Source organism: Streptomyces sp. NPDC088707, assembly GCF_044752725.1.
GTDB lineage: Bacteria > Actinomycetota > Actinomycetes > Streptomycetales > Streptomycetaceae > Streptomyces.
In genome coordinates this window covers 88,078-112,714 of sequence record NZ_JBIVLV010000015.1, presented here as the reverse complement: position 1 = coordinate 112,714, position 24,637 = coordinate 88,078, and the positions used below count along the sequence as shown (strand labels likewise).

26 protein-coding genes are annotated in these 24,637 nt (G+C 72.5%); 19 read left to right on the top strand and 7 right to left on the bottom strand.

The genetic code is table 11. From position 1 onward, the window contains the following. Positions 1–75 precede the first annotated feature (75 nt). The 5 genes from ACIP84_RS34590 (at position 76) to ACIP84_RS34570 (ending at position 5,138) form a co-directional block, all read left to right on the top strand. Positions 76–714, top strand: coding sequence for an SCO2322 family protein (locus ACIP84_RS34590; RefSeq protein WP_401803439.1), 639 nt, complete (start codon positions 76–78; stop codon positions 712–714). Between the two features lie 49 nt (positions 715–763). Continuing rightward, a complete protein-coding gene (locus tag ACIP84_RS34585; protein WP_355964843.1) occupies positions 764–1,888 on the top strand; it encodes an energy-coupling factor transporter transmembrane component T in 1,125 nt (374 codons plus the stop codon). Continuing rightward, positions 1,885–3,582, top strand: a complete 1,698-nt coding sequence (locus ACIP84_RS34580) for an ABC transporter ATP-binding protein (protein WP_401803436.1) — start codon at positions 1,885–1,887, stop codon at positions 3,580–3,582. Before ACIP84_RS34585 ends, ACIP84_RS34580 begins: the two co-directional genes overlap by 4 nt. Next, positions 3,579–4,451 (top strand): ECF transporter S component, encoded by an 873-nt coding sequence (locus ACIP84_RS34575; protein WP_355964845.1) that lies wholly within the window; start codon positions 3,579–3,581, stop codon positions 4,449–4,451. The genes ACIP84_RS34580 and ACIP84_RS34575 overlap by 4 nt, the downstream gene beginning before the upstream one ends. Positions 4,452–4,736: 285 nt before the next feature. Further along, complete coding sequence (locus ACIP84_RS34570; protein ID WP_328944896.1) at positions 4,737–5,138, top strand: transglycosylase SLT domain-containing protein; 402 nt, start codon at positions 4,737–4,739, stop codon at positions 5,136–5,138. 263 nt (positions 5,139–5,401) lie between these two features. Here the strand turns inward: ACIP84_RS34570 and ACIP84_RS34565 are convergent, their stop codons facing one another. Next, positions 5,402–6,571 carry a steroid 3-ketoacyl-CoA thiolase gene (locus ACIP84_RS34565; protein ID WP_355964847.1) on the bottom strand — a complete coding sequence of 390 codons (1,170 nt, stop codon included), beginning with the start codon at positions 6,569–6,571 and terminating at the stop codon, positions 5,402–5,404. Positions 6,572–6,848: 277 nt separating this feature from the next. Here ACIP84_RS34565 and ACIP84_RS34560 point away from each other — a divergent pair, with 277 nt between their 5' ends. The 3 genes from ACIP84_RS34560 (at position 6,849) to ACIP84_RS34550 (ending at position 9,994) form a co-directional block, all read left to right on the top strand. Next, positions 6,849–8,096 carry a cytochrome P450 gene (locus ACIP84_RS34560; RefSeq protein ID WP_401803431.1) on the top strand — a complete coding sequence of 416 codons (1,248 nt, stop codon included), beginning with the start codon at positions 6,849–6,851 and terminating at the stop codon, positions 8,094–8,096. Between the two features lie 138 nt (positions 8,097–8,234). Next, positions 8,235–9,329, top strand: coding sequence for a DUF2330 domain-containing protein (locus ACIP84_RS34555; RefSeq protein WP_401803428.1), 1,095 nt, complete (start codon positions 8,235–8,237; stop codon positions 9,327–9,329). Then, positions 9,326–9,994 carry an O-methyltransferase gene (locus ACIP84_RS34550; protein WP_355964850.1) on the top strand — a complete coding sequence of 223 codons (669 nt, stop codon included), beginning with the start codon at positions 9,326–9,328 and terminating at the stop codon, positions 9,992–9,994. The genes ACIP84_RS34555 and ACIP84_RS34550 overlap by 4 nt, the downstream gene beginning before the upstream one ends. A 113-nt stretch (positions 9,995–10,107) precedes the next feature. On the opposite strand, the gene ACIP84_RS34545 is transcribed toward ACIP84_RS34550, so the two are convergent. After that, complete coding sequence (locus ACIP84_RS34545) at positions 10,108–10,980, bottom strand: alpha/beta hydrolase (protein WP_401803424.1); 873 nt, start codon at positions 10,978–10,980, stop codon at positions 10,108–10,110. 298 nt (positions 10,981–11,278) lie between these two features. Between ACIP84_RS34545 and ACIP84_RS34540 the strand changes: the two genes are divergently transcribed. The 4 genes from ACIP84_RS34540 to ACIP84_RS34525 all read left to right on the top strand — a co-directional run bounded on the left by ACIP84_RS34540 (position 11,279) and on the right by ACIP84_RS34525 (position 13,330). Then, positions 11,279–11,536: a hypothetical protein gene (locus tag ACIP84_RS34540; RefSeq protein ID WP_401803421.1), complete on the top strand. Its 258-nt coding sequence runs from the start codon at positions 11,279–11,281 to the stop codon at positions 11,534–11,536. Between the two features lie 276 nt (positions 11,537–11,812). Beyond that, positions 11,813–11,989, top strand: a complete 177-nt coding sequence (locus ACIP84_RS34535) for a DUF1918 domain-containing protein (RefSeq protein WP_401803419.1) — start codon at positions 11,813–11,815, stop codon at positions 11,987–11,989. Between the two features lie 422 nt (positions 11,990–12,411). Then, complete coding sequence (locus ACIP84_RS34530) at positions 12,412–12,774, top strand: antibiotic biosynthesis monooxygenase family protein (RefSeq protein WP_401803417.1); 363 nt, start codon at positions 12,412–12,414, stop codon at positions 12,772–12,774. A gap of 70 nt (positions 12,775–12,844) precedes the next feature. After that, entirely contained in the window at positions 12,845–13,330 is a 486-nt protein-coding gene (locus tag ACIP84_RS34525) for a GNAT family N-acetyltransferase (protein WP_401803416.1), read from the top strand. 58 nt (positions 13,331–13,388) lie between these two features. Here the strand turns inward: ACIP84_RS34525 and ACIP84_RS34520 are convergent, their stop codons facing one another. Both ACIP84_RS34520 and ACIP84_RS34515 read right to left on the bottom strand, forming a co-directional pair. After that, positions 13,389–14,240, bottom strand: a complete 852-nt coding sequence (locus ACIP84_RS34520; RefSeq protein WP_401803414.1) for a hypothetical protein — start codon at positions 14,238–14,240, stop codon at positions 13,389–13,391. A gap of 90 nt (positions 14,241–14,330) precedes the next feature. Next, the gene (locus ACIP84_RS34515) at positions 14,331–16,472 is read right to left on the bottom strand and encodes a DHA2 family efflux MFS transporter permease subunit (RefSeq protein ID WP_401803411.1); all 2,142 of its coding nucleotides are present in this window, start codon (positions 16,470–16,472) and stop codon (positions 14,331–14,333) included. A gap of 173 nt (positions 16,473–16,645) precedes the next feature. Here ACIP84_RS34515 and ACIP84_RS34510 point away from each other — a divergent pair, with 173 nt between their 5' ends. The 5 genes from ACIP84_RS34510 (at position 16,646) to ACIP84_RS34490 (ending at position 21,622) form a co-directional block, all read left to right on the top strand. Further along, positions 16,646–17,914, top strand: a complete 1,269-nt coding sequence (locus tag ACIP84_RS34510) for a peptidoglycan-binding protein (RefSeq protein ID WP_401803408.1) — start codon at positions 16,646–16,648, stop codon at positions 17,912–17,914. 284 nt (positions 17,915–18,198) lie between these two features. Next, positions 18,199–18,867: an HAD-IA family hydrolase gene (locus tag ACIP84_RS34505; protein WP_401803405.1), complete on the top strand. Its 669-nt coding sequence runs from the start codon at positions 18,199–18,201 to the stop codon at positions 18,865–18,867. A gap of 356 nt (positions 18,868–19,223) precedes the next feature. After that, a complete protein-coding gene (locus tag ACIP84_RS34500; RefSeq protein WP_401803403.1) occupies positions 19,224–19,874 on the top strand; it encodes an HNH endonuclease family protein in 651 nt (216 codons plus the stop codon). A 184-nt stretch (positions 19,875–20,058) separates the two neighbouring features. Next, entirely contained in the window at positions 20,059–20,640 is a 582-nt protein-coding gene (locus ACIP84_RS34495; RefSeq protein WP_401803400.1) for a DoxX family protein, read from the top strand. Between the two features lie 358 nt (positions 20,641–20,998). Further along, complete coding sequence (locus tag ACIP84_RS34490; RefSeq protein ID WP_355964899.1) at positions 20,999–21,622, top strand: VTT domain-containing protein; 624 nt, start codon at positions 20,999–21,001, stop codon at positions 21,620–21,622. Here ACIP84_RS34490 and ACIP84_RS34485 read toward each other — a convergent pair. Both ACIP84_RS34485 and ACIP84_RS34480 read right to left on the bottom strand, forming a co-directional pair. After that, entirely contained in the window at positions 21,582–21,896 is a 315-nt protein-coding gene (locus tag ACIP84_RS34485) for a DUF2277 domain-containing protein (protein WP_401803397.1), read from the bottom strand. The two genes, ACIP84_RS34490 and ACIP84_RS34485, sit on opposite strands and share 41 nt — an antisense overlap. Positions 21,897–22,083: 187 nt before the next feature. Further along, entirely contained in the window at positions 22,084–22,365 is a 282-nt protein-coding gene (locus ACIP84_RS34480; RefSeq protein WP_401803394.1) for a hypothetical protein, read from the bottom strand. 187 nt (positions 22,366–22,552) lie between these two features. Between ACIP84_RS34480 and ACIP84_RS34475 the strand changes: the two genes are divergently transcribed. Beyond that, positions 22,553–23,311, top strand: coding sequence for a GntR family transcriptional regulator (locus ACIP84_RS34475; protein WP_355964863.1), 759 nt, complete (start codon positions 22,553–22,555; stop codon positions 23,309–23,311). Here the strand turns inward: ACIP84_RS34475 and ACIP84_RS34470 are convergent. After that, positions 23,253–24,059: an MBL fold metallo-hydrolase gene (locus ACIP84_RS34470; protein WP_401803391.1), complete on the bottom strand. Its 807-nt coding sequence runs from the start codon at positions 24,057–24,059 to the stop codon at positions 23,253–23,255. The genes ACIP84_RS34475 and ACIP84_RS34470 overlap by 59 nt on opposite strands. A gap of 126 nt (positions 24,060–24,185) precedes the next feature. Between ACIP84_RS34470 and ACIP84_RS34465 the strand changes: the two genes are divergently transcribed. After that, a complete protein-coding gene (locus ACIP84_RS34465; protein ID WP_229314907.1) occupies positions 24,186–24,635 on the top strand; it encodes a lamin tail domain-containing protein in 450 nt (149 codons plus the stop codon). The last annotated feature ends 2 nt before the right edge of the window (positions 24,636–24,637 follow it).

The following is a 24,637-nucleotide window of genomic DNA, read 5'->3' as shown; positions in this document are numbered from 1 at the left end:
GCGAACGGCACGCGGAGGCGTGGCCCCCGTGCAGCCGGAGCCGCGGCCGGGGCGCTGCTCACGCTCACCTCCGTCGTGGCCGCGGCCGCCCCCGCGCAGGCCGCCGGCTACCGCTACTGGTCGTTCTGGGAGAGCGACGGCGGGAAGTCCTGGGCGTACGCCACGCAGGGTCCGGCCACCGCACGCCCCGCCGACGGCGACGCGATCGGCTTCCGCTTCGCGATCAGCAACGGCACCAACGACACCTCCCGCCCGTCCGTCGCCCCCGACTTCACGGGGATCTGCGGGGGCGTGGAGAAGAAGGACGGCACGAAGCGGGTCGCGGTCGTCGTCGACTTCGGCGGCCCGGCGGACGCGCCGCCCGGCGAGACCCCGCCGGAGAAGCCGGTCGAGGTCGGCTGTGCGCAGCTCCGTGAGGACGCGACGGGCGCGGAGGCGCTCGCCGTGGTGGCGAAGCCGCTGCGGTACGACGGCGCGGCCATGCTGTGCGGGATCGCCGGCTACCCGGCGCGGGGCTGCGGCGAACCGGTCGCGGAGACCGGTGGGACCGGGGAGACCGGTGGGAGCGGGAAGACCCCTGCGTCGGCCGCGCCGAGCGCCTCCGCGACCGCCGGCGGGAAGGACGGAGGCCCGTCCTTCGGCGTGCTCGCCGGCGGGGCGGCCGTGCTGGCCCTGGGCGGGGCGGCGATCTGGAAGGCCCGCCGGCGCGGATGAGCCCGGTACGCACACGGGTGGACCCCGTACGCACGTCGGTGAGCCCGGTATGAAGGTGCCTGACGTCCTCCGCGCCCCGGAGGCGAACCGGTCCAACGCCCTGCACGCCGGAGCGTGGTGGGTGTGGGCGCTCGGCCTGGCCGTCGCCGCCTCCCGCACGACGAACCCCCTCCTCCTCGGCCTCCTCGTCGGGGTCGCGGGCTATGTCGTGGCGGCCCGGCGTACGGACGCGCCCTGGGCGCGCTCGTACGGCGCGTTCGTGAAGCTCGGTCTGTTCGTCGTCTTCCTGCGGGTCGTCTTCTCCCTGCTGCTCGGCTCCCCGATCCCCGGGTCGCACCTGCTGTTCACGCTGCCCGAGGTGCCGCTGCCCGAGTGGGCGCGGGGGGTACGGATCGGGGGGCGGGTGACGGCCGAGCAACTGGTGTTCGCGCTGTACGACGGCGCGAAGCTGGCGACCCTGCTGATCTGCGTGGGCGCGGCGAACTCGCTCGCCAACCCGGCGCGGCTGCTCAAGTCGCTGCCGGGCGCGCTGTACGAGGCCGGCGTCGCCGTCGTCGTGGCGATGACCTTCGCGCCGAACATGGTCGCGGACGTGGTGCGCCTGCGTACCGCCCGACGCCTGCGCGGCCGCCCCACGGGCGGGGTGCGGGCGGTGCTCCAGATCGGGCTGCCGGTCCTGGAGGGGGCCCTGGAGCGGTCGATCGCGGTCGCGGCGTCGATGGACGCGCGCGGGTACGGCCGGACGGCGCAGGTCCCGGCCTCGGTACGCCGCACCACGAACGTCCTGACCCTGGGCGGACTGCTCGGAATCTGCGCCGGTTCGTACGGGCTCCTCGCGGCGGAGGGCGCGGGATACGCGCTGCCGCTGCTCGGCGCCGGGCTGCTCGCGGCCATGGCGGGGCTGCGGCTCGGCGGACGCCGGACGGTCCGCACCCGGTACCGGCCGGACCACTGGGGGGTGCGGGCCTGGCTGGTCGCGGGGTCCGGGGCGGCGGTGGCGGTCCTGATGATCTGGGCGAACGCGTACGCGCCCGAGGCGCTGCACCCCGGGGTCGTACCGCTGGAGGCGCCGGAGCTGCCGCTCTGGCCCGCGGTGTCGGTCCTGGTGGGCCTGGTGCCGGCGTTCGTGGCCCCCGTACCCGCAACAGCTCCCGCTGCGAAGGAGAAGGCGTGATCCGCTTCGAGAACGTCTCGGTGACCTACGAGGAGGATGCCGAGCCGACCCTGCGGGGCGTGGACCTGACCGTCCCCGAGGGCGAGCTCGTCCTGCTCGTCGGCCCTTCGGGCGTCGGCAAGTCGACCCTCCTCGGCGCGGTCTCCGGCCTCGTCCCCCACTTCACCGGCGGCACCCTGACCGGCCGGGTCACGGTCGACGGCCGCGACACCCGCACGCATCCGCCGCGGGAGCTGGCGGACCTGGTGGGCACGGTCGGACAGGACCCGTCCGCGCACTTCGTCACCGACACAGTCGAGGACGAGCTGGCGTACGGCATGGAGTCCCTGGGCCTCGCGCCGGGCGTCATGCGGCGCCGGGTCGAGGAGACCCTGGACCTGCTCGGCCTCGCGGAACTCCGCGACCGCCCGATCGCGACGCTCTCCGGGGGCCAGCGGCAGCGGGTCGCGATCGGCTCGGTCCTGACCCCGCACCCGAAGGTCCTGGTCCTGGACGAGCCGACGTCGGCACTGGACCCGTCGGCGGCGGAGGACGTCCTGGCGGTGCTGCAGCGACTGGTGCACGACCTGGGCACCACGGTGCTGCTCGCGGAGCACCGCCTGGAACGGGTGGTGCAGTACGCGGACCAGGTCCTGATGCTGCCGGAGGGCGTGATGGGCGCCCCCGCCGAGATCATGGCCGTCTCACCGGTGCATCCGCCGGTGGTGGGCCTGGGGCGGCTGGCGGGCTGGGACCCGCTGCCGCTCACGGTGCGGGATGCGCGACGCCAAGCCGGCGGGTTGAAGGCGCGGCTGGAAGGACGGGTACCCGGCGGCCCTGCGGAGCTCTTTCCCCAGCCCGCCCCTTCCCGAGCCCCCGGTTTCGGGAAGGGGCGGGGTGGGGGGCGAGGTGGGGGAATGGACCTCTTCAAGCGGCGCCGCACCCTCGCACCGGCCCCCGCCACGGCCCCCCTCGTCGTCACCGAAGGCCTCGCCGTCCGCCGCGGCCGCGTCGAGGCGCTCCGTCGCATCGACCTCCAGGTCCAGGCCGGCGAGACCCTCGCCCTCATGGGCCGCAACGGCGCCGGCAAGTCCACCCTCCTCTCCACCCTCGTCGGCATGATCGCCCCGACCTCCGGCACGGTCCGCGTCGCCGGCCGGGCCCCGCACACCACGAGCCCCCGCGAGCTGATCCGCCAGGTCGGCCTGGTCCCGCAGGAGCCGCGGGACCTGCTGTACGCGGACACCGTCGCCGCCGAGTGCGCGGCGGCCGACGCGGACGCGGGCGCCGCGTCCGGGACCTGCCGGGCGCTGGTGTCCGAGCTGCTGCCGGGCGTCGCGGACGACACCCACCCGCGGGACCTGTCGGAGGGGCAGCGGCTGGCGCTCGCGCTCGCCGTCGTCCTGACCGGCCGCCCGCCCCTGCTCCTCCTGGACGAGCCGACCCGTGGCCTGGACTACGCGGCCAAGGCCCGTCTGGTCGCCCGTCTCCGCGGCCTCGCCGCCGAAGGGCACGCGATCGTGCTCGCGACGCACGACGTGGAGCTTGCGGCCGAGCTGGCGCACCGAGTGGTGATCATCGCCGGCGGCGAGGTGGTGGCGGACGGGCCGACGGCCGAGGTGGTCGTCTCCTCCCCCGCGTTCTCGCCGCAGGTGGCGAAGATCCTGGCCCCGCAGCCGTGGCTCACGGTCGAGCAGGTGGAGGCGGCCCTGTGACCACCCGCCCGGTACGCGCGGTCCGGCTGGGACCACGCTCCGTCACCGCCCTCGCCCTGGTCTCCCTCATCGGTCTTCTCGCCTTCTGCTGGCCCCTCTTCGCGGACGCCGGTTCCGCCGTGACCTCGCACGCCGGGGACGCGCCGTGGCTGTTCGCCGCGCTGCTGCCGCTCCTCGTCGCGGTGGTCGTGGCGACGATCGCGGACTGCGGGATGGACGCGAAGGCGGTGGCGATGCTGGGTGTGCTGGCCGCCGTCGGCGCGGCCCTGCGGCCGCTGGGTGCGGGGACGGCCGGTCTGGAGCCGATGTTCTTCCTGATGGTGCTGAGCGGCCGGGTCCTCGGACCGGGCTTCGGTTTCGTCCTCGGCGCGGTCACGATGTTCGCGTCGGCCCTGCTCACGGGCGGGGTGGGCCCCTGGATGCCGTTCCAGATGCTGTCGATGGGCTGGTTCACGATGGGCGCCGGGCTGCTGCCGGCGCCGGGCGGGCTGCGGGGCCGGGGTGAGCTGCTGATGCTCTCGGCGTACGGGTTCGTGGCGGCGTTCGCGTACGGCACGATCATGAATCTGCAGGGCTGGGTGCTGCTCCAGGGCCTGAGCAGCGGGATCTCCTTCCAGCCGGGCGCCCCGCTCGACGAGAACCTGGTCCGCTTCCTCGCCTATGTCACCGCCACCTCCCTCGGCTGGGACCTGGGGCGGGCCGTTCTCACGGTCGTCCTCACCCTCACCGTCGGCGGCACGCTCCTGAAGGCGTTGCGGCGGGCGACCCGGCGGGCGAACTTCGAGGCCCAGGTCACATTCGAGGGCCCCGAGAGGCCCTCCCCGGGTGAGCCGCCCCACAGGACCTACGTCACGTACGAGCCGGAATAGTAGCCGGACGGTACCCACCCAAACCGCCCACAGCAGGGCATGACCTGCGGAAACACCCCACATCCACCCCCGGGGACCTTCCTCCGGGGTCCGAACCTTCCTCGTACAGGGGGTCGTTGCATCGGCGTTCCGGCCCTGCTTGTCTGGTGGACGTCGCCAGGCAGCCGGTGCTCACCGCAGCGCCTCGGACGGCCGGTCCCCCCAGTTCCCGGGTTCCCCGGGCTCTGGTTCCGGCTTGCCGAAATCGCCTGACGCAGCCCTTGTTCCCGAAGTTAGGTAGAGACCTTGATCCGCTCGATCACCACTCGTGTCGCCGCCCGCAAGAAGACCCTCGCCGGCACCGCAGCTGTCCTGCTCGCCGCCTCGGGCGCGGTCATCGGCACGACGGGCTCGGCTTCGGCCGCCAGCCCGCAGGACCTTGCTCGTAAGATCGTGCCTGCTTCGCAGTACGCGTCGTTCAGCAAGATCGTCGAGCACGAGTCGCACTGGAACCACACCGCGACGAACTCCTCCAGCGGCGCCTACGGCCTCGTCCAGGCCCTCCCGGCCTCGAAGATGTCCTCGGCCGGCTCCGACTGGAAGACGAACCCCGCCACCCAGATCAAGTGGGGTCTGAACTACATGAACGAGCGCTACGGCTCCCCGAACGCCGCTTGGGCGTTCTGGCAGGCCAACGGCTGGTACTAAGAGTCACCGCCGCACCAGCGCACACCCGCAAGGCCCCGCCTCCCGTCAGGGAGGGCGGGGCCTGCGGCGTTTCCCGGCGGGGGCGGGGCATGCGGCGTTCGCTGACGAGGGGCCTGGCCTGCGGCGCTCGTCGGCGAGGGGGCCTGGCCTGCGGCGTTCATCGACGAGCGGGCGGGGTGCGGCGTTCGCCGACGAGCGTGCCCGGCCTGCGGCGCTCGTCGACGAGCGGGCGGGGCGCGGCGTTCGCCGATCCGCGCTGATCCCTACAGCCGCTGAATGATCGTCCCGGTCGCCACCGCCCCGCCCGCGCACATCGTGATCAGCGCGAACTCCTTGTCGGTGCGCTCCAGCTCGTGCAGCGCGGTGGTGATCAGCCGGGCACCGGTCGCCCCGACGGGGTGGCCGAGGGCGATGGCGCCACCGTTGACATTGACCTTCGCCAGGTCCTGGTCGAAGACCTGGGCCCAGCTCAGCACCACCGAGGCGAAGGCCTCGTTGATCTCGACGAGGTCGATGTCCCGGAGTGACATGCCGGCCTTGCCGAGGACGGCTCGCGTGGCGTCGATCGGTCCGTCGAGGTGGAAGTGCGGGTCGGCCCCGACGAGGGCCTGGGCGACGATCCGGGCGCGGGGCTTCAGCTTGAGGGCGCGGGCCATGCGCTTGGAGGCCCACATGATCGCGGCGGCGCCGTCGGAGATCTGGGAGGAGTTCCCGGCGGTGTGGACGGCGGTCGGCATGACGGGCTTGAGGCGGGCGAGGCCCTCCATGGTGGTGTCGCGCAGGCCCTCGTCGCGGTCGACGAGCCGCCACATGCCCTGCCCGGCGGCCTGCTCCTCCTCGGTGGTGGGGACCTGGACGGCGAAGGTCTCGCGCTTGAAGCGCTCCTCGGACCAGGCGTTCGCGGCACGCTCCTGGGACAGCAGGCCGAGGGAGTCGACACGTTCGCGGGTGAGGCCGCGATGGCGGGCGATGCGCTCGGCGGCCTCGAACTGGTTGGGCAGGTCGACGTTCCACTCGTCGGGGAAGGGCTTGCCGGGTCCGTGCTTGGACCCGGAACCGAGCGGAACGCGGGACATGGCCTCGACACCGCAGCTGATCCCGATGTCGATGACGCCGGCCGCGACCATGTTGGCGACCATGTGACTCGCCTGCTGCGAGGAACCGCACTGACAGTCGACGGTGGTGGCGGCCGTCTCGTAGGGGAGGCCCATGGTGAGCCAGGCCGTGCGGGCCGGGTTCATGGACTGCTCGCCGGCGTGGGTGACCGTACCGCCGACGATCTGCTCGACGCAGTCGGCGTGGATGCCGGTGCGTCCGAGGAGTTCGCGGTAGGTCTCGCCCAGGAGGTAGGCGGGGTGGAGGTTGGCGAGCGCGCCTCCGCGCTTGCCGATGGGGGTGCGTACGGCTTCGACGATGACGGGTTCCGCGGCCATGAGCTCGTCCTCTCCTCGACCGGACGGGGCGTCCCGGCAGCCCGTCGGTCGGCGTCACGGGGGAACTAGTACGCGTTCTAGTTCTGAGTGCAGTCTTATGACTGCTACCGCGGGTACGCAAGGGTCCGGGAGGCAACACTTCCCGTTCTGGCCCTTGCTACTTGTAGAACTCGTTACTAACTTTCCCGGCAACTCCTGACGCCCCATCAGATCGTCTCACCGGATCGCCTCACCAGATCGCCTCATCAGAACCCCTCAGATGTGGAGTGTGTTGCCGATGCCCTGTCCCCACCTTCCCGAGGGGTTCGACGCCACCGACCCCGATCTGCTCCGCGACCGCGTCCCCTTCCCGGAGTTCGCCCGGCTCCGGCAGACCGCACCCGTCTGGTGGTGCTCCCAGCCGCCCGGCGTCACGGGCTTCGCGGACGGCGGGTACTGGGCCGTCACGCGCCACGCGGACGTCAAGTACGTCTCCACGCACCCCGAGCTGTTCTCCTCGAACGAGAACACCGCCGTCATCCGCTTCAACGAGCACATCACCCGGGACCAGATCGAGGTCCAGAAGCTGATCATGCTCAACATGGACCCGCCCGAGCACACCCGGGTCCGCCAGATCGTCCAGCGCGGCTTCACCCCGCGGGCGATCCGGAACCTGGAGACGGCCCTGCGCGACCGCGCCCACGCCATCGTCGACGAGGCCAAGCGGGCCGCGGACGCCGACGGCTCCTTCGACTTCGTCACCCAGGTCGCCGTCGAACTCCCCCTCCAGGCCATCGCCGAACTCATCGGCGTCCCCCAGGAGGACCGTTCCAGGATCTTCGACTGGTCGAACAAGATGGTCGCGTACGACGACCCCGAGTACGCCATCACCGAGGAGATCGGCGCCGAGGCCGCCATGGAACTCATCGGCTACTCGATGAACATGGCCGCCGCCCGCAAGGAATGCCCCGCCGCCGACATCGTCAGCCGGCTCGTCGCCGCCGAGGGCGAGGGCAACCTCTCGTCCGACGAGTTCGGCTTCTTCGTGCTGCTGCTCGCCGTCGCCGGCAACGAGACCACCCGCAACGCCATCAGCCACGGCATGCACGCCTTCCTCACCCACCCCGACCAGTGGGAACTCTTCAAGCGGGAGCGGCCGGCGACCGCCGCCGAGGAGATCGTGCGCTGGGCGACCCCCGTCGTCTCCTTCCAGCGGACCGCCACCCAGGACACCGAGCTCGGCGGACAGAAGATCGCCAAGGGCGACCGCGTCGGCCTCTTCTACTCCTCCGCCAACAACGACCCCGAGGTCTTCACCGACCCCGAACGCTTCGACATCACCCGCGATCCCAACCCGCACCTCGGCTTCGGCGGCGGCGGACCCCACTTCTGTCTCGGCAAGTCCCTCGCCATCAAGGAGATCGAACTGATCTTCAACGCGGTCGCGGACGCCCTGCCCGACCTGACCCTCGCCGGCGAACCGCGCCGGCTGCGGGCGGCCTGGCTGAACGGGGTGAAGGAACTCCGGGTCCGCGCCGGGAACTGAGCGGGCGGAGCGCGACGGGACGGTGCCGGTGTCGGAGCCAGTGCCGGTGCCAGTGCCGGCACCGGCACCTCACGGACGGAACCGGAACCGGGACCTCACGGACGGAACCGGAAGGTCACCCGGCACGTCCCACCCCGCATGCGGGGGACACACAGAATTCTGACCACCATCGTCGCGCTGCTCGCGCTCCAGCTCGGCTCGCTCGTCGCACCGGCGTACGCCTGCGGCTGCGGCGCCATGATCCCGACCAGGGACCAGCGCATCGGCGTCGACCGCGAGGAGTCGGCCGTCCACTGGGACGGCCGGACCGAGACCGTCGTCATGCGCTTCAACGTCCACGGCGACGCACGGCACGCCGCCTGGATCATGCCCGTGCCGAGCCGCGCCGGCGTGACCCTCGGCGACCCCGCACTCTTCGACGCGCTCGACCGGCTCACCGAACCCGAGCAGCGCGAGCGCTCCTACTTCTGGCCGCGCGAGGGCGACTGGCCGTTCGACCACGACTACGGGGACGGCGCCGGGGCTCCCCCGCCCGGCGCGGGCGGCGTCGGCGTCGTCGGCCGCGAACGCCTCGGCCCCTTCGACGTCGCCCGGCTGACCGCCACCGACCCGGACGCCCTCGGCGACTGGCTGCGGACCAACGGCTTCGAGCTGCCCGAACGGCTGACCGGCGCCCTCCAGCCGTACGTGGAGCGGCGGTGGGAGTACGTCGCCGTCCGCCTCGCCCCGCAGCAGAAGGACGCCGTGCTCCAGGGCGAGCTGACCCCGCTGCGCATCACCTTCGCCTCTCCCGAGCTCGTCTACCCCATGCGCCTTTCCCGGCTCGCGAAGACCTCCCAGACCCTCGGCCTCTCCATCCTCGCCGAGCACCGGATGGAGCCCCGCTCCCCCATCGGCGGCGACGCACCCGAGGTGACCTTCGCCGGCCGGATCGAGCCCGAGGGACCCGTCGCCGGACTCGCCGGGGAGGGGCCGGTCCAACTCGCCGTCCTGGAGCAGGAGTTCCCCCACCCGGAGCGGATCGACGACGACCACCACCTGAGGGCCGTCGCCGACACCCCGTACCGCCGGGTCGAGTACACCGACCGGCTCCTCACGGTGGGCGACGGGATCCCCGTGTGGCTGCTGACGGTGAGCGGCGGCCTGCTCCTCTCCGCCCTCGCGACGCTCCTGGTCGTACGGACGGCAAGGCGCCGCCCGACGGCCGGCTCCGGTGTACGTTCGCCGGTATGACGAACCCTCAGTGGAACGCAGTGGACGCCTACTTCACCGAGACGATCGCCCCCGCCGACGAGGCGCTGACCGCCGCGCTCAGCGCCTCCGCGGCGGCCGGGCTGCCCGAGATCGCCGTCGCCCCCAACCAGGGCAAGCTCCTCCACCTGCTCGCGCAGGTGCAGGGCGCCCGGAGCATCCTGGAGATCGGCACCCTCGGCGGCTACAGCACGATCTGGCTGGCCCGCGCCCTGCCCGCCGACGGCCGGCTCATCACCCTCGAGTACGACCCGGCCCACGCGGACGTCGCCCGCGCGAACCTCGCCCACGCCGGCCTGGACAAGGTCGTCGAGGTCCGTACCGGCGCGGCCCTGGACAGCCTGCCGCAGCTGGAGGCGGAGGGCGCGGGCCCGTTCGACCTGGTCTTCATCGACGCCGACAAGGTCAACAACCCGCGCTATGTGGAGTGGGCCCTGAAGCTCTCCCGCCCCGGCACCGTGATCGTCGTCGACAACGTGGTGCGGGGCGGCAGGATCACCACCCCCGACCCGGCCGACCCGGCGATCACCGGCACCCGCGAACTCTTCGAACTCGTCGCGGCGGAACCCCGCCTGGACGCGACGGCGATCCAGACGGTCGGCACCAAGGGCTACGACGGCCTGCTGCTCGCCCGCGTCGTGCGCTAGGCGTACCGCAGGGCGCCTCCGGCAGGCGTACCACCGGGCGTCACCGGCAGGCGTACCCGCCGGGTGTCCCCCCTTCCCCGCCGCACGGAGGGAAGGGAGACACCCGGGGCGCGTCAGACGAGGCCTGCCAGCAGTTCCGCGAAGAGCGCCGGCCGGCCGAAGTAGCCGACGTGCGAGCTCTCCAGGGTGTGCACGTCGAAGGGGTTGTGCGGCGTCAGCTCGTCGGCCTTGCGGATCATGTGGTCCTGCACGGCCGGGGTGATGCTCGCGTCCTCGGAGAGCCGGACGTAGGTGTGCGGGACCCGGCCCCAGCGCTCCGCCGTGACCAGCGCCCCCGGCTCCAGCACCCCGTGGTTCTCGTCCGGGTCCAGGGTGTCGAGCAGCGCTCCGAACACGCGGTCGGTGGAGTCGGCCATGACCGCGGCCTTCAGCTCGGCGAACACGGCGGGATCGGCATGGGCCGCCCGCCAGTTCAGCCGGACCACCTGCGGATCGGCGGGCTCGCCCGTGAGCGGCACGGCGATCCGCGCCACCGCCGCGTCCAGCAGGTTCTCGTCGACCACGTCCCACGCCCCGGTGAGCATCGCCGGGTCGGCGAGGCAGTACGCGGAGAGGTAGACCACCCGGTCCACGAGATCCGGCACGGTCTCGGCGACGGCACCGATCGTCAGACCGCCGAGGCTGTGGCCGACCAGTACGACCGGACCGAGCGGGGCCAGCCGCCGCAGGACGTCCGTCACGTGCCTGACGTTGTCCCGTAGCGTCACGCCGCTCACGGGGGACGGGGCGGCGGCCAGCGCGGCCAGATCCTGGGGCTGCCGGTAGTAGGCGGCGGGGCCTTCGGCCCGGTCGCCGTGCCCGGGCAGATCGACGGCGTACGAACGGTGTCCGAGCAGCGCCAGCTCGTTCCGCAGCGGGCCCCAGGCCCGTGCGTTGCTGGAGCCGCCGTGGACGTGTACGAAAGTGGGGCGCGGGTGTGCGCGCATGGCGGGGTTCCTCGTCATCAGGAGGCGAACGGTGGACGCGGGTCCGGGTGCCGGGCACAGGCCGGCACCGCGGTCAGCACCCCGAACGGGTGCGGATCGCCTGCCGGTTGTGGATGACGGAACACATACGAGCGACCCTAACAGAACGGAGCGTCTCGCGACCGGGCGCCGACTGCAGGAACGCGCGTCGGACATGGGGCGCTCACCTCCAATCGGGTGGCAGTAGTGGCGTTGTCACTCTCGGTCATGCCAGTCTCGATCGCGGAGAGCAGCGGACCGACCAGCGATGGGACGAGATATGGCCGACAAGACACCGCAGGACGACGGACCCGAGGGAATGCGCATGCCCTTGGACTCTGCAGAAGAGACCGCCGACGCGGCTGTCGGAACGCTGACACTGAAGTACACCGACGGGCTGCCGACCCTGACCCTCAGCGGCGGGGATGCGATGCCGCAAGCGATCTCCGTAGTCGATGAATCGGGCAACGCCATCGCCTACTACACCGCCAACTCCGGGCCTGCACCACGGCTGTTCAACTTCTCGGGGAGGTTCTAGAGCGGCGGACCAGCAGCCCCGAACTCCGTACGACGGAGGGGTCGCGGGGACGGGAGAGAACCTGATCGGCTGAGCTGCGTGCCCACCCCGGGGCTCGCACCCGGAACTCGGCGGCCGACGCCTCCGGATCGGGGCCGGTACCGCGCACCTCTACCGGTTGGGTCAGATGGGCTTGGCCGTCCTCGCCGTACCCCCTGCGAGTGACATTGCGGATGGTCACCGCTGCCTTGGGTACGCAGTTCGCCGACAGCCGAGCACCAGCGAAAGGCGCGAACCGTGCAAGCGAACGTCGGAGACAAGATCATCATCACCACGAACGGTCGTCAGCAGAGCGCAGAGGTGGTGGAGGTGCGAGGACCCGGCGGGGAGCCTCCCTACCTCGTGCGCTTCCCCAACGGACGGGAAACGCTCGTCTTCCCCGATCCGAACACGGAGGTCATCGCCAGCGCTTAGGGCGCGGTCGTTCTCGCCGGCGGGGCCGGTCCGGACTCGGTGGGGACTGCGCGCGCTTACGACCCGTTTCGGCGCGGGCACTCGGTCCGCCGGATTCCCCCTCGGAGTGGGTGCGCGGTAGTCCCGCTCTCTCTTGCCCCAGCAGTAGGGACGAAGGCGTCCCGCGGCCTCGCCGCTTCGTACGGTGGACGGTCGGGGTTCGCTCAGTGAGACTCCCGCACGTGCTGCAACTCGGCTCGTACCGCCGCCCGTTCCGCGTGGCTTCCAGCGCGCCACGGCGCGTGAGGCGGGAGAGCGAGAAGACGGCCACCGCGTCCACGTGCCCGCCCTCACGCCGCTTTGACCGGCGGATGTACGAGACTGGCACGTACGTGATCAAGGCTCGGCGCAGCGCCCGGCCTGTGCTTCCTGAGAGGTGTCGTGTGCCCAGCATCGTAAAGATCAACGTCCTGACCGTGCCCGCCGAGCAGCGTGAGGTCCTGGAGCAGCGCTTCGCCTCTCGGGCCGGGGCCGTGGAGGGGTCCGACGGGTTCGAGTGGTTCGAGCTGCTGCGCCCGGTCGAGGGCACCGACCAGTACCTGGTGTACACGCGCTGGCGCAGTGAGGAGGACTTCCAGGCCTGGATGAACGGTTCCATGAAGGCCGCGCACGGGGGCGGCGGCACGGGCGGCGGCGAGGGCGGCGGCACGGGTGGCGGCGAGGGCGGCGAGCGGCCCAGGCCTGCCGCGTCCGGATCCACCCTCTGGTCCTTCGAGGTCGCCCAGCAGGCCTCCCCGAAGAGCTGACCCCGGCGCGTCCCCGCCGGCCGGGTGTCCGGGGAAATCGAGCTGCGTCCCCGACCGTGCGCGCCGCACAATGGCGCCCATGACCTGGACCTTCTCCCCCGAGCGCGTCGACACCCCGGACGCCACGGCCCTGCGCCGCGACTACTACGACGACGTCGCGAGCCGCTACTGGAAGCGGCCCGCGACGCGGGCGGAGATCGACGAGGGCCTGACCGACGACGGGGCCGAGCTGCTGATCCCGCCGACCGGGCTGTTCCTGGTCGCGCGGTACGAGGGCAAGCCCGCCGGCTGCGGCGGAGTGCTCCTCCTCGACGAGGACCGCGCCGAACTGACCCGCGTCTTCCTGCGCCACGCCTTCCGCGGCCTGGGCGGGGCGGGCGCGCTCCTCGGCACCCTGGAGGAGGCGGCACGCGAGCTCGGCGCCCGCCGGATGGTCCTGAACACGCGCCTCGACCTGGTCGAGGCGCGCGCCCTGTACACCCGGCACGGATACGACGAGATCCCGCCGTACTGCACGGGCCCGTACATGGACATCTGGTACGGCAAGGACCTCTGACCGGCGGGCCCGCCCCGGCGTCGACGGGGCCGACGGGGCGGCGGGGCGGGCCCGCCGGTCAGCGGCTCCAGACGACGACGTCGAAGACCCCACGCGTGTCGGACGCCAGACCGGCCAGTTCCTTGACGGTCAGCCGGGCGAGGCGGCCGTCGTTCGTCACGGCGCAGACGACCATGCCTGTCTTCAGCTCCGTCGCCGTCGAGGTGCCCAGGGTGTCGATGTCCCGTGCGCAGTCCTCGTACGAGGGCGTCTTGTTCGTCGTGTCCTTCCACACCAGCGCCTTCACCTCGTCCCCGGGCTGCAGCATGTGGCCGCCGAACGGGTAGACGGAGAAGTCGTTCTCCGCGCCGATCTCGGACTCCGCGGGCGGCACCGAGTCGAGGTCCTTGTCGTCCGTGTACGTGATCACCAGGGGGCCCTGCCACTCGACCGTGCCGGCCGGCTTCGCGGGCGGGGCCTCGGAGGTCGGTGTCGCCGGAGGCGCCGAGCTCTCCTCGCTCGTCGAGGTCTCCCCGCTCGCCACGGGCTCCGGGCTCTGCGAGGAGTCCACGGAGGTGTCCTCGCCGCTCCCGCCCTCCGCCCCGGACGGGCCGGTCGAACTCGTCACCGGGGTCTGCGCCTGCGGCGGCGGGGTGTCGCCATCGTCGGCGGTGCTCACCAGGTACGTACCGACGACGCCGATCACCGCCGCCACCAGCGTGGCTGCCGCGCCGATCCAGGCACCCCGGTGCGAGGACGGACGCGTCACGACGATCGGGGCCGGGGCCCCGTATCCCGCGCCGTGCCCGCTTCCGTACCCGCCGCCGTACCCACCTCCGTACCCGTCGTGTCCGCCGTTCGCCGGTCCGGCCGGCGGGTGTGGCGGCGGGGTCGGCCAGCCCTGGCCCTGGCGTGGTTCTTCGCTGTTCATCCTGCCCGCTCCCCCTGTGAGGCGATCTTGAAGGGGACAGCGTACTGAGGAGATTTGAATGACTGTCACACAGGGAGTACGGCCCTGCACCTACGCGTCGTGGTCGCGGGGCGGCTCCGCGTCGCGCGGACGCTCCGAGTCGCTCGGGCGCTCCGGGTCACCCGGGCGCTCCGGGTCGCTCAGGCGCTCCGGGTCACCTGGGCGCTCCGGGTCCGTGCCGCTCAACTCGGCCGTCAGCTCCTCGACGAGTTTCACCAGGTCGGTGGGCCGGTCCGGCCCCCACCAGTCGCCGAGCAGCTCGGCGAGCGACTCCTCGCGGGCCGCGTCGAGCCGCGTCGCGGCCTGAACGCCCTCCTCGGTGAGCATCAGCTGGAGACCCTCCCGGCTGACCAGGCGCCGCTCCTCCGCCTGCCGCGAGGCCTCCGTGATCACCCGCAGCGGCACGGGCACGTGCCCGGCGAGCCGGACGGGTTCGACGGTGCCGTGGCGGCGGATGCGGAGCAGCAGCCAGCTCGCGGCGGGCAGCAGGTCGAGCCCGGCGCGAGCGGTGATCTTCTCGTAGATCTCCCTGCGGCCCGCCCGGGAGCCGAGGACGGACAGGGCGCGGGCACACTCCTCGTACGAGGAACGCTCCACAGGGTCGGAGGCGGGCGTCTGGCCGGAGTCGGGCGCGGTGACCGAGCCCCGCAGCTTGTCCTCCTTGAGGAACCAGGCGACGACGAAGGCGACCAGGACCACCGGCGCCGCGTACAGGAAGACGTCGGCGATGGACGTGGCGTACGCGTGCAGGACGTCGGGGTGCAGGTCGGCCGGGAGCGAGGCGACGGTGCGCGGGTCGGCGGCGACCTGCTCGGGGCCGACACCGGGCGGGAGGTCCTGTCCTGAGGCGGTGGCGGCGGCGAACACGTCGTCGAGCGAGTGGGTGAGCCGGGTGGTGAAGATCGTGCCGAAGACGGCGACGCCGAAGGAGGCGCCGATGGAGCGGAAGAAGGTGGCTCCGGAGGTGGCGACGCCGAGGTCCGCGTACGGGACGGCGTTCTGCACGACCAGGACGAGGACCTGCATGACCAGGCCGAGGCCGACGCCGAAGACGAAGAAGTAGACACTCATCTCCCCGGTGGAGCTGGTCTCCGTCAGCCCGTGGAGCAGGAGCAGTCCGAGGCAGGTGACGGCGGTGCCGGCGATCGGGAAGACCTTCCAGCGGCCCGTCCGGGAGACGATCTGGCCAGTGACCGTCGAGGTGACCAGGATGGCGGCGACCATCGGCAGCATGTGCACGCCGGACTTGGTCGGAGTGACGCCCTGCACGACCTGGAGGAAGGTCGGCAGATAGGTCATCGCGCCGAACATCGCGAAGCCGATGACGAAGCTGACGACGGCGACCAGGCTGAACGTCCGGATCCTGAACAGCTTGAGCGGCAGCACGGGTTCGGCCGCCCGCCGCTCGACCTGGACGAACAGGACGAGGAGTACGGCTCCGAGGACGGCGAGGCCGATGATCTGCGCCGAACCCCACGCCCAGGTGGTGCCGCCGAGCGAGGCCACGAGCACCAGACAGGTGGCGACGGAGGCGATGAGAAGGGTGCCGAGGTAGTCGATGGTGTGGCGCGTGGAACTCACCGGGATGTGCAGGACGGCGGCGATCACGAAGAGGGCGACGATGCCGATCGGCAGGTTGATGTAGAAGACCCAGCGCCAGGAGAGCTGCTGGGTGACGACCCCGCCGAGCAGCGGACCGAGGACGCTGGTGGTGGCGAAGACGGCGCCGAAGAGCCCTTGGTATCTGCCGCGCTCCCGCGGCGGCACGAGGTCGCCGACGATCGCCATCGACAGCACGATGAGACCGCCGCCGCCGAGGCCCTGGATCGCGCGGAAGGCGATGAGCTGCGGCATGTTCTGTGCGATGCCGCAGAGCACGGAGCCGATGAGGAAGAGGACGATCGCCGCCTGGAAGAGTCTTTTGCGCCCGTACTGGTCGCCGAGCTTGCCCCAGAGCGGGGTGCCCGCCGTGGACGCCAGGATGTAGGCGGTGACCACCCAGGAGAGGTGCTCCATGCCGCCGAGCTCGCTGACGATGGTCGGCAGCGCGGTGGAGACGATGGTCTGGTCGAGGGCGGCCAGCAGCATGCCCAGGAGCAGCGCGCTGATCGCGACGAGGACCGTGCGGCGGCTCTGCCCCTCCCCTGGCGCGGGGGCGCCACCGAGCTCGGAGGGGCTTACTTCCTGGGCCATGGGCGTCTCCTCGGGGCGTCTCGTCGGGCGTCCCGCCGGACAGCCCATGGGACGGCCCCTCCATCCTGGTCCGAATGTCTGGATATGGCCTGCGGAGTTCGTCCGTCTGTTCGCCCTCGGGGAGGGTGCGGGCTGCATAATCGCCAGCAGTTGTCTCGGGGAGGGGACCCATCATGACCGGACATGTCTGTCCTGAATGCGGTGTACAGAGACCTGGCTGCGCCTGCGCCCAGGCCGAACTGGCGGCGGCCGAGGACTTCGATCCGCTCCGGATCAGGCCGTACGTGACGCTGGACGCACCGGAGGACGAGTCGGGAACCCCGCCGGGGGCCGTGGCGGGGGGTGCGGGGTCGGGGGGCCCGGGCACGTACGGCTCCGGTTCGGGCGGCCCTGGCACGTACGGCTCCGGTTCGGGCGGCCCTGGCACGTACGGCTCCGGTTCGGGCGGCTCCGGCGGTTCGGTCGGCCCTGGCACGTACGGCTCCGGCTCGGGCGGCCCCGGCACGTACGGCTTCGGTTCGGGCGGCCCGGGCGCGGAGGACCCGCCGACGGCGCCGCTCGCGGCGATCCGGCCGGACGGGGAGCCGGGCGGGGAGCCGGGCGGTGAGCCGGGCGGGGGCGTCGCAGGCGGGGACGGGCGCGGGCCGTACGGCGGCACCGCGGCCTTTCCGGCCGAGCCGCACCCCGGCGGTGACCCCTCCGAGACCATGCCGCTCCTGCTGCGCGGCGTCGGCGACATACCCCCGCCGCCCGGCCATGGGCAGGGGCGGGGGCGCGGGCGCGGGCGCCGGCGCGGCGCGCTGGTCGCGGCGGTGGCCGCCGTCGCCGTCGCGGGCACCGCAGCCCTGGCGGCCGCCGTCCTCGGGGGCGGGGAGGAGCCCGAGGACCGGGCGGCCGTACCGGACGTGACCACGAGCGCGTCGCTGAACCTCGGCGTGTCGGAGGCACCGTCCCCCTCCTCCTCGTCGCAGAGCCCGGAGCCGACGTCCTCGTCCCCGACGCCGCGCGAGACGTCCGCGTCGGCGTCCCCGTCGACGACCTCGCCCTCGCCCACCCCCACGACCGCGTCGCCGAGCGCCTCCGTGACCACGAGCGGCGCGGCGGCTCCCCCGTCCGCCTCCTCCTCGTCGGCGCCGCCCGTAGGGCCGACGGCGACTCCGCCGGCCACGACGACGCCCCCCGCCCGGTCACCCGGGGAGGGGGAGGAAGGCCAGGAGGAGGAGACCCTGGACGTCGGCTCCAGCGGACACGAGGTACGGGAGCTCCAGCGGCGCCTGACCGATGTCGGGGTCTACCACGGCCGCGTCAACGGCAGGTACGACGACGACGTGTGGGAGGCGGTGGCGATCTACCAGTCGTACATGTACATCCAGGGCGATCCCGAGGGCGTGTACGGGCCACACACCCGCGAGGTCCTGGAGCGGAACACCCCCCACATCTGACCCCCCGCATCCGGCTCCCACATCGGACTCCCGCGCGTGACACCCGCATGCCGGGGTGGACGCGAGTCCACCCCGGGTACACGCCGGATACGCCCGGGCACCCCCACGCGTCACCCCGGCCCGCACCGGCCCCGGCCGACCCCGCCCCGGGTCCCGGAATGCGGACCGGTTGGCCAAGACGCCCCCCGGTTTTGTATCGTAGAAAAACAAAGTGGCCCCGCCCGCACACCCTGACCGGTGGGCGGGACCGCTTCGTTCTCCGCACCACCCCCTCTGGAGACCTGATGCCTGCCACCACCCCGGCAACGCTCACCGCCCGCGCCCTCCTCCTCGACATGGACGGCACCCTCGTCAACTCGGACGCCGTCGTCGAACGCTGCTGGCGACGCTGGGCGGAGCGGCAGGGCCTCGACGGGGACGCCGTGCTCAAGGTGGTCCACGGCCGCCAGGGGTACGCGACCATGGCCGTCCTCCTCCCGGACCGCCCGATGGCCGAGAACCACGCCGACAACCGGGTGATGCTCGCCGAGGAGACCGCCGACCTCGACGGGGTCGTACCCGTTCCCGGCGCCCCCGCCTTCATGGCCGCGCTCGCGCAGCTGCCGCACGCCCTGGTGACCTCGGCGGACGAGGCCCTCGCGCAGGCGCGAATGGGCGCCGCGGCGCTTCCGATGCCGGCGACCCGGGTCACCGCCGAGCACGTCGGCGCCAGCAAGCCGGACCCCGAGGGCTTCCTGAAGGGCGCGGCCGAGCTGGGCTTCGACCCGGCGGACTGCATCGTCTTCGAGGACTCGGAGGCCGGCATCCAGGCGGGCCGCGCGGCCGGCATGCGGATCGTGGGCGTCGGCCCGCGCGCGGCGGCCTTCGCGCCGGACGTGCACGTCGCCGACCTCACCCGCCTGCGGGTCGAGCCCGCGGCCGACGGTTCGATCACGCTGACCGTACTTCCGTAGGACGCCGAGCGCTCCGGCGCCACACTCCCCCAGCAGCACCGCCAGCTCCAGCAGCACCTCCCCACTCGGGGATCCGCGACGGGACGAGACCCCGGGCCGAAAGGGCCCGGGGTCTCGTCATATCCCCGCTCGCGCGGCCGACGGACGGCCCCTCCCGCCCCACCCTCGTGGCGCTCGGCGGAACCTGGCGCTCCATCAGGACACGTCACACCCCTTGATGTGACGTGTCCATGTCGCCACCCTGTTACCTGGCGCACCCCCCGTCGAAACCTCGCGCCGCCACGATGACCGGGCCGATCGCCCGGCACCCACGGGGACGGCACCCGCCAAGGTCCCCCCACCTCAAGGGAGTTCCCATGCCCGTCGGCAATATCTACGCGCGTCGACTCGCCGTGCTCGCCACCTCCGCCGCCCTCACCGTCACCGGCCTCCTCGCCACGGCCCCGGCCGCCCAGGCCGCCATGCCCACCCCGGTCAGCGCCGCCACCGCCCGCACCTACCTGGCGGCCCTCACCGTGAAGGCGGAAGGTTCCTCCTCCGGCTACAGCCGGGACCTCTTCCCGCACTGGATCACCCAGTCCGGCGCCTGCAACACCCGCGAGACCGTCCTCAAGCGCGACGGCGTGAACGTCGTCACGGACTCCAGCTGTGCCGCCACCAGCGGCAGCTGGTACTCGCAGTACGACGGCGCCACCTGGACCGTCGCCTCCGACCTCGACATCGACCACATGGTCCCGCTCGCCGAGGCCTGGCGCTCGGGCGCCAACGCGTGGACCACCTCGCAGCGCCAGTCCTTCGCGAACGACCTGACCCGGCCGCAGCTGATAGCCGTGACGGACAACGTCAACCAGTCGAAGGGCGACCAGGACCCGGCGGAGTGGCTGCCCTCGCGGACCGCGTACCGCTGCACGTACGCCCGCGCGTGGGTGCACGTGAAGTACCACTGGAACCTCAGCGTCGACTCCGCAGAGAAGAGCGCCCTCCAGTCCCTGCTCAACGGCTGCTGAGGACCGCGCTGCTGACTCGACGTCAACAACGGCCATCGGGAAGTGAACCTCACCACACACTTCCCGATGGCCTGATGTTGAACTTGCAAGTACTAGTGAGGGGTGCCTAACCTGACGGCCTCATCGGTTTCCGTCCCCACCCCCGTCCACCCCACGGACGAGGCCAGGCCGAAGGAGTCCCCCCATGAACCCCCCGAACACCCTGAACAACCCGGACAACCCGAGCACCCGGAGCACCCCGAGCACCCCGAACAGTCGGCAGAAGGCGGCGAAGAACCCCGGCGGCGCGAGCAGCCTCGCGGGCCGACTCGACCAGTCGCAGCCGTGCGCGCTGGGCCTCTTCCGCATCGTCGTCGGCCTGCTCTTCGCCTGCCACGGCGCCGCCTCGCTCTTCGGCGTCCTCGGCGGCGCGATGGGCGGCGGGACGGTCCCGGCCGGCACCTGGCCGAGCTGGTACGCCGCCGTCATCCAGCTCGGCGCGGGCGGCCTGGTCCTGTTCGGCCTGGGCACCCGGACCGCCGCGTTCCTCGCCTCGGGCTCGATGGCGTACGCGTACTTCAAGGTCCACCAGCCGGAGTCCCTCTTCCCCCTGCAGAACGGCGGCGAGACCGCGGCCCTGTTCTGCTGGGCCTTCGTGCTGCTCGTGTTCACCGGCCCGGGCGCGCTGGCTCTCGACGGCCTCTTCCGCGGCCGGGTCGGCGCGGGCGCCACGGCACGCAGGACGAGCGAGGAGCGCGAGGAGCAGGCCACCCCGGTCACGGCCTGAGCGAGAAGAGCGCCTCTCGGGGCCCCGCGGGCCCCTCGGGCGTCTCGGGCCTCGTGGCCCTCTCGGGCCCCTCGATCACGGCCTGAGCAAGAAGCGGGGCCGCCCCGGCGTCACCGCCCGAGTCGTGACACCGACTGCGGTCTGAGGCGCTTCGGCCGGGCAGACCGAGTCACCTACAGGAAAGGGCCGGACCACGCAGCACGCGTTCCGGCCCTTTCCCCTGCCCCCCTCACCCGAACCGGCCCCTCACCCCGGGCACATTCCCGCAAAGTCGCACACGTTCGCGCGGGCCCGGCGGAGCCCGGCACCCACCCGGCGGGCGGCCCCCCGCCCCCGCGTAGGCTCTGCCCCTGTGAATCTGCTCGACAGCCTTGGCTCGCTGCGGTCGCTCACCGCCGGTCCATGGATCTATCCGGTGGTGGCGACGTCGATCCTGCTCGACGTCTTCCTGCCCGTGCTGCCGAGCGGCTTCCTGGTGATCACCGCCGCCACGGCGGCGGCGTCGGCCACCGCGGCCACCCCCGACGTACCGTCCCTCCTCCCCCTGCTGCTCTGCGCGGCCACGGCCTCGGTCCTCGGCGACTTCCTGGCGTATCGGCTGGCGCTCCGGGGTGGCGCCAGGCTCGACCGGACGATCGCCCGGTCCCGGCGCCTGTCCATGGCGCAGGAACGTCTCGGCACCGCGCTGGCCAGGGGCGGCGGGCTGCTCGTCGTCCTCGCGCGTTTCGCACCGGCGGGCCGCTCGGTGGTCTCGCTGGGAGCGGGCGCGGCGAAGCGGCGCGTGGAGGAGTTCCTGCCGTGGTCGGCCCTCGCGGGCGTGACCTGGGCCTCGTACAGCGTGGGGCTCGGCTGGCTGGGCGGGCAGTGGCTGGGCGCGACGTGGTTCAGCGCGGGCGTGTCGACCCTCGCGCTGTTCCTGGCGGGCGGGCTCGCCGCCTACCTCATACGGCGTCCGGCTGCGGCTCCCGCACCTGCCGCCTGACGGCGGAGGGCGTCGGGGACGCAGGGTGCGCCGAGGGCGCCGGATGTGCGTGATGCGCGTGGTGCGTACCGCGTACCTCCAGGCCGTCGAGGAGTCTCGCGGTCGCGTCGGCGATCTCGTCCACGGCCCGCTCGAAGACCTCGCGGTTGTGGGCGGCGGGGGCGCGGAACCCGGAGACCTTGCGGACGTACTGCAGGGCGGCGGCGCGGATGTCGTCCTCGGTCGCCTCCTCGGGCAGCGCGGGCGGTCGGAGCGTCTTGATGCTGCGGCACATGCCTCCAGTGTGGCGCGCCCCACTGACAACCGCCGAAGACGGCAGGCACCGGGCCCGAGCGGACAGCCTGCGGCGCCGGACAACCCGGGTCTCCGGGGCCTCGACCGGTCGACCAGACAGCCCGGCGACCCGACACCCGGCACCCGGCACCCGGCCACCGGCACCCAACAACCAACAACCAACAACCTCAGGACAACCCCCGCCGGCTACGCGCGTTGATCTCGGCGGCTCGGGCGCGCAGCTCACGCAGCGGCGTGGCCGGCTGTACGTCGGCGGGCTCGGCCTCCCACTCGGCGCCACCGTGGACGGGCCGGATCAGACAGCGCCCGGAGAAAGTCCCGGGAACACCCCCGGGGACGCACCCCGGGACGCTCCCGGGGAGGCTGCCGGGGACGTTCCCGACGTAGAAGCCGACCCGCCCGGTGGCGGCGTCACGGACGAGGTCACCGACCTCGGGCAGTGGCTGCACGCATCCCCTCCGTCCCGATTCCTGAAGCCTGGGGAGAACCAGAGAAGCCCTCCGCCCCCTCCCTGTCAACGTATCTCTAGAGATGTCCCCCGATGGATGGATCGACCGGGCGGGGCGGCGCACACGTGTGCACCCTGGCCTCGGGGTGCGCCGTAGGGTGTCCGCAGATGAAGGGAGTGGTCCGCCCGTGACTGACCAGGACAGCGCTCGTCGGCCCAAGTACCAGCGCATCGCTGATGAGTTGAGAACCGCCATCCAGTCGGGCGCGTTCGCGCCGGGCGACCGGCTCCCCGGTGAGAACGACCTCATGACGACCTACGCCGTGGCCCGGATGACGGCCCGACAGGCCCTCTCCGTGCTGCGCACCGAGGGACTCGCCGAGGCCCGCAAAGGTGCCGGGGTCTTCGTCCGGGTCTTCCGCCCGCTGCGCCGCCGGGGCATCCCGCGGCTGTCCGGCGAGCAGTGGGGCAACGGCCGTTCGGTCTGGTCGGCGGACGTGGAGGACCGGGACCTGGTCGTCGACCAGATCGAAGTGGCAGAGACCGAGGCGGGGGCGCGGGTCGCGGGGGCGCTGAACCTGACGCCGGGCGCGCCCGTGTGCGTACGCAGCCGCCGTTTCGTCCTCGACGCCAAGCCGGTGCTGCTGTCGGTCTCGTACCTGTCGGCGGAGCTGGTGCGCGGGACGCCGATCACCGAGCCGGACACGGGGCCGGGCGGGACCTACGCGCGACTGACGGAGCTGGGCCACCGGCCGGTGCGGTTCCGCGAGGAGATCCGCTGCCGGATGCCGACGGCGGACGAGTCGGACCGGCTGGCCCTGCAGTCGGGGACGCCGGTGGTCCTCATCGGGCGTACGGCGTTCACGGGACCGGGTAAGGCGGTGGAGCTCAACGAGATGACGCTGGACTCGTCGTCGTACGTCCTGGAGTACGACTTCGACGCGTGACGTCGAAGCGGAGCCCGGGATCGGCGTGGGCGATGTCGCCCGCGTAGTCCCCCGCGGCCGACGCGATGGCTTCCCCGGGCGGCAGCGCCGACCCCACATGGGTCAGGACGAGCCGTCCGACACCGGCCTCGGCCGCGGTCCTGCCGGCCTGGGCGGCGGAGTGGTGTCCGGGGGCCTCCCCGTCCGCCTCGCACACGAACAGGTCGCAGTCGCGGGCGAGTTCGACGAGGGCGGGGCAGGGTTCGCAGTCCCCGGAGTAGACGAGCGAGCGCCCGGCCTCGTCCTCCACGCGCAGCGCGAAGGCGGGCAGTCCGTGCTCGACGGCGCGGGAGGTCAGGGTGAGCCCACCGACGCGGGCGACATGCGAGTCGTGCAACTCCTCGACCCTGAAGGCCCTTTCGACGGGGCTGCGCTCGGGGCCGTTGGTGAGGAACCCGGCGAGCCGATCGGCGATCCCGGTGGGCCCGAAGAGGGGCACGGGCAGGGCCGGCTCCAGGCCCGCGTAGAGCAGGGCGTAGTAGAAGGTGAGCAGGTCGGCGGAGTGATCGGCGTGCAGATGGGAGATCCACACCGCGTCGACGTCGCCGAGGGCCACGTGCCGCTGGAGCTCGGCGAGGGTGCCGGTGCCGGCGTCGACCCACACGCGCACCCCGCCGCCCTCGACGAGATAGCCGGAGCAGGCGTTGCCTGGCCGGGGGAAGGGGGTGGCGGAGCCGAGCACGGTGACCCGCAGGGGCGCGTCGAACATAAGCCAAGATTAAATTATCCGGACGCCAACTCGCGCGAAGTTGTGCGGACAAGGTGAAGAGCGTGCGTATTCTGTGTGCTCGCCGGGTCCCATCGGCGGGCTCCCGGCAGAAACTGAGGGACATTCATGCTTCGCGCACGCACGTTCGCGGCCGTGACCGCGGCCGCCGCCTCCGGTATCCTGCTGCTGCCCACGCAGGCACAGGCCGCCGGCTCGGTCCACCTGTACAAGATCTACTACGACAGCCCGGGCACGGACCGCCGCTCGAACACGAGCCTCAACGCCGAGTACGTGCAGATACGCAACACGACCGGCGCGGCGGTCAACCTGCGCGGCTGGACGCTGACGGACGCGGCGAACCACAAGTACACGTTCGGCAACTTCGTCCTGGGCAAGGGCAAGATCGTGACGGTCCGCACGGGCCGCGGCACGAACTCGGCCGCGAACGTCTACCAGAACCGCGGCGCGTACGTCTGGAACAACGACCGCGACACCGCGACGCTGAAGAAGTCGAACGGCGCGCGGATCGACACGTGCTCGTACAACTCGACGCGGGTCGACTACAAGTGGTGCTGACC

Bases quoted from the DNA above. Each gene is read 5' to 3' on its own strand.
- ACIP84_RS34555 (WP_401803428.1), top strand. From the start codon at position 8,235: ATGCGGGGGACACACAGAATTCTGACCACCATCGTCGCGCTGCTCGCG.
- ACIP84_RS34565 (WP_355964847.1), bottom strand. From the start codon at position 6,571: ATGGCCGCGGAACCCGTCATCGTCGAAGCCGTACGCACCCCCATCGGC.
- ACIP84_RS34505 (WP_401803405.1), top strand. From the start codon at position 18,199: ATGCCTGCCACCACCCCGGCAACGCTCACCGCCCGCGCCCTCCTCCTC.
- ACIP84_RS34540 (WP_401803421.1), top strand. From the start codon at position 11,279: ATGGCCGACAAGACACCGCAGGACGACGGACCCGAGGGAATGCGCATG.
- ACIP84_RS34495 (WP_401803400.1), top strand. From the start codon at position 20,059: ATGAACCCCCCGAACACCCTGAACAACCCGGACAACCCGAGCACCCGG.
- ACIP84_RS34560 (WP_401803431.1), top strand. From the start codon at position 6,849: ATGCCCTGTCCCCACCTTCCCGAGGGGTTCGACGCCACCGACCCCGAT.
- ACIP84_RS34585 (WP_355964843.1), top strand. From the start codon at position 764: ATGAAGGTGCCTGACGTCCTCCGCGCCCCGGAGGCGAACCGGTCCAAC.
- ACIP84_RS34500 (WP_401803403.1), top strand. From the start codon at position 19,224: ATGCCCGTCGGCAATATCTACGCGCGTCGACTCGCCGTGCTCGCCACC.
- ACIP84_RS34545 (WP_401803424.1), bottom strand. From the start codon at position 10,980: ATGCGCGCACACCCGCGCCCCACTTTCGTACACGTCCACGGCGGCTCC.
- ACIP84_RS34465 (WP_229314907.1), top strand. From the start codon at position 24,186: ATGCTTCGCGCACGCACGTTCGCGGCCGTGACCGCGGCCGCCGCCTCC.
- ACIP84_RS34510 (WP_401803408.1), top strand. From the start codon at position 16,646: ATGACCGGACATGTCTGTCCTGAATGCGGTGTACAGAGACCTGGCTGC.
- ACIP84_RS34485 (WP_401803397.1), bottom strand. From the start codon at position 21,896: ATGTGCCGCAGCATCAAGACGCTCCGACCGCCCGCGCTGCCCGAGGAG.
- ACIP84_RS34550 (WP_355964850.1), top strand. From the start codon at position 9,326: ATGACGAACCCTCAGTGGAACGCAGTGGACGCCTACTTCACCGAGACG.
- ACIP84_RS34470 (WP_401803391.1), bottom strand. From the start codon at position 24,059: ATGTTCGACGCGCCCCTGCGGGTCACCGTGCTCGGCTCCGCCACCCCC.
- ACIP84_RS34515 (WP_401803411.1), bottom strand. From the start codon at position 16,472: ATGGCCCAGGAAGTAAGCCCCTCCGAGCTCGGTGGCGCCCCCGCGCCA.
- ACIP84_RS34525 (WP_401803416.1), top strand. From the start codon at position 12,845: ATGGCGCCCATGACCTGGACCTTCTCCCCCGAGCGCGTCGACACCCCG.
- ACIP84_RS34520 (WP_401803414.1), bottom strand. From the start codon at position 14,240: ATGAACAGCGAAGAACCACGCCAGGGCCAGGGCTGGCCGACCCCGCCG.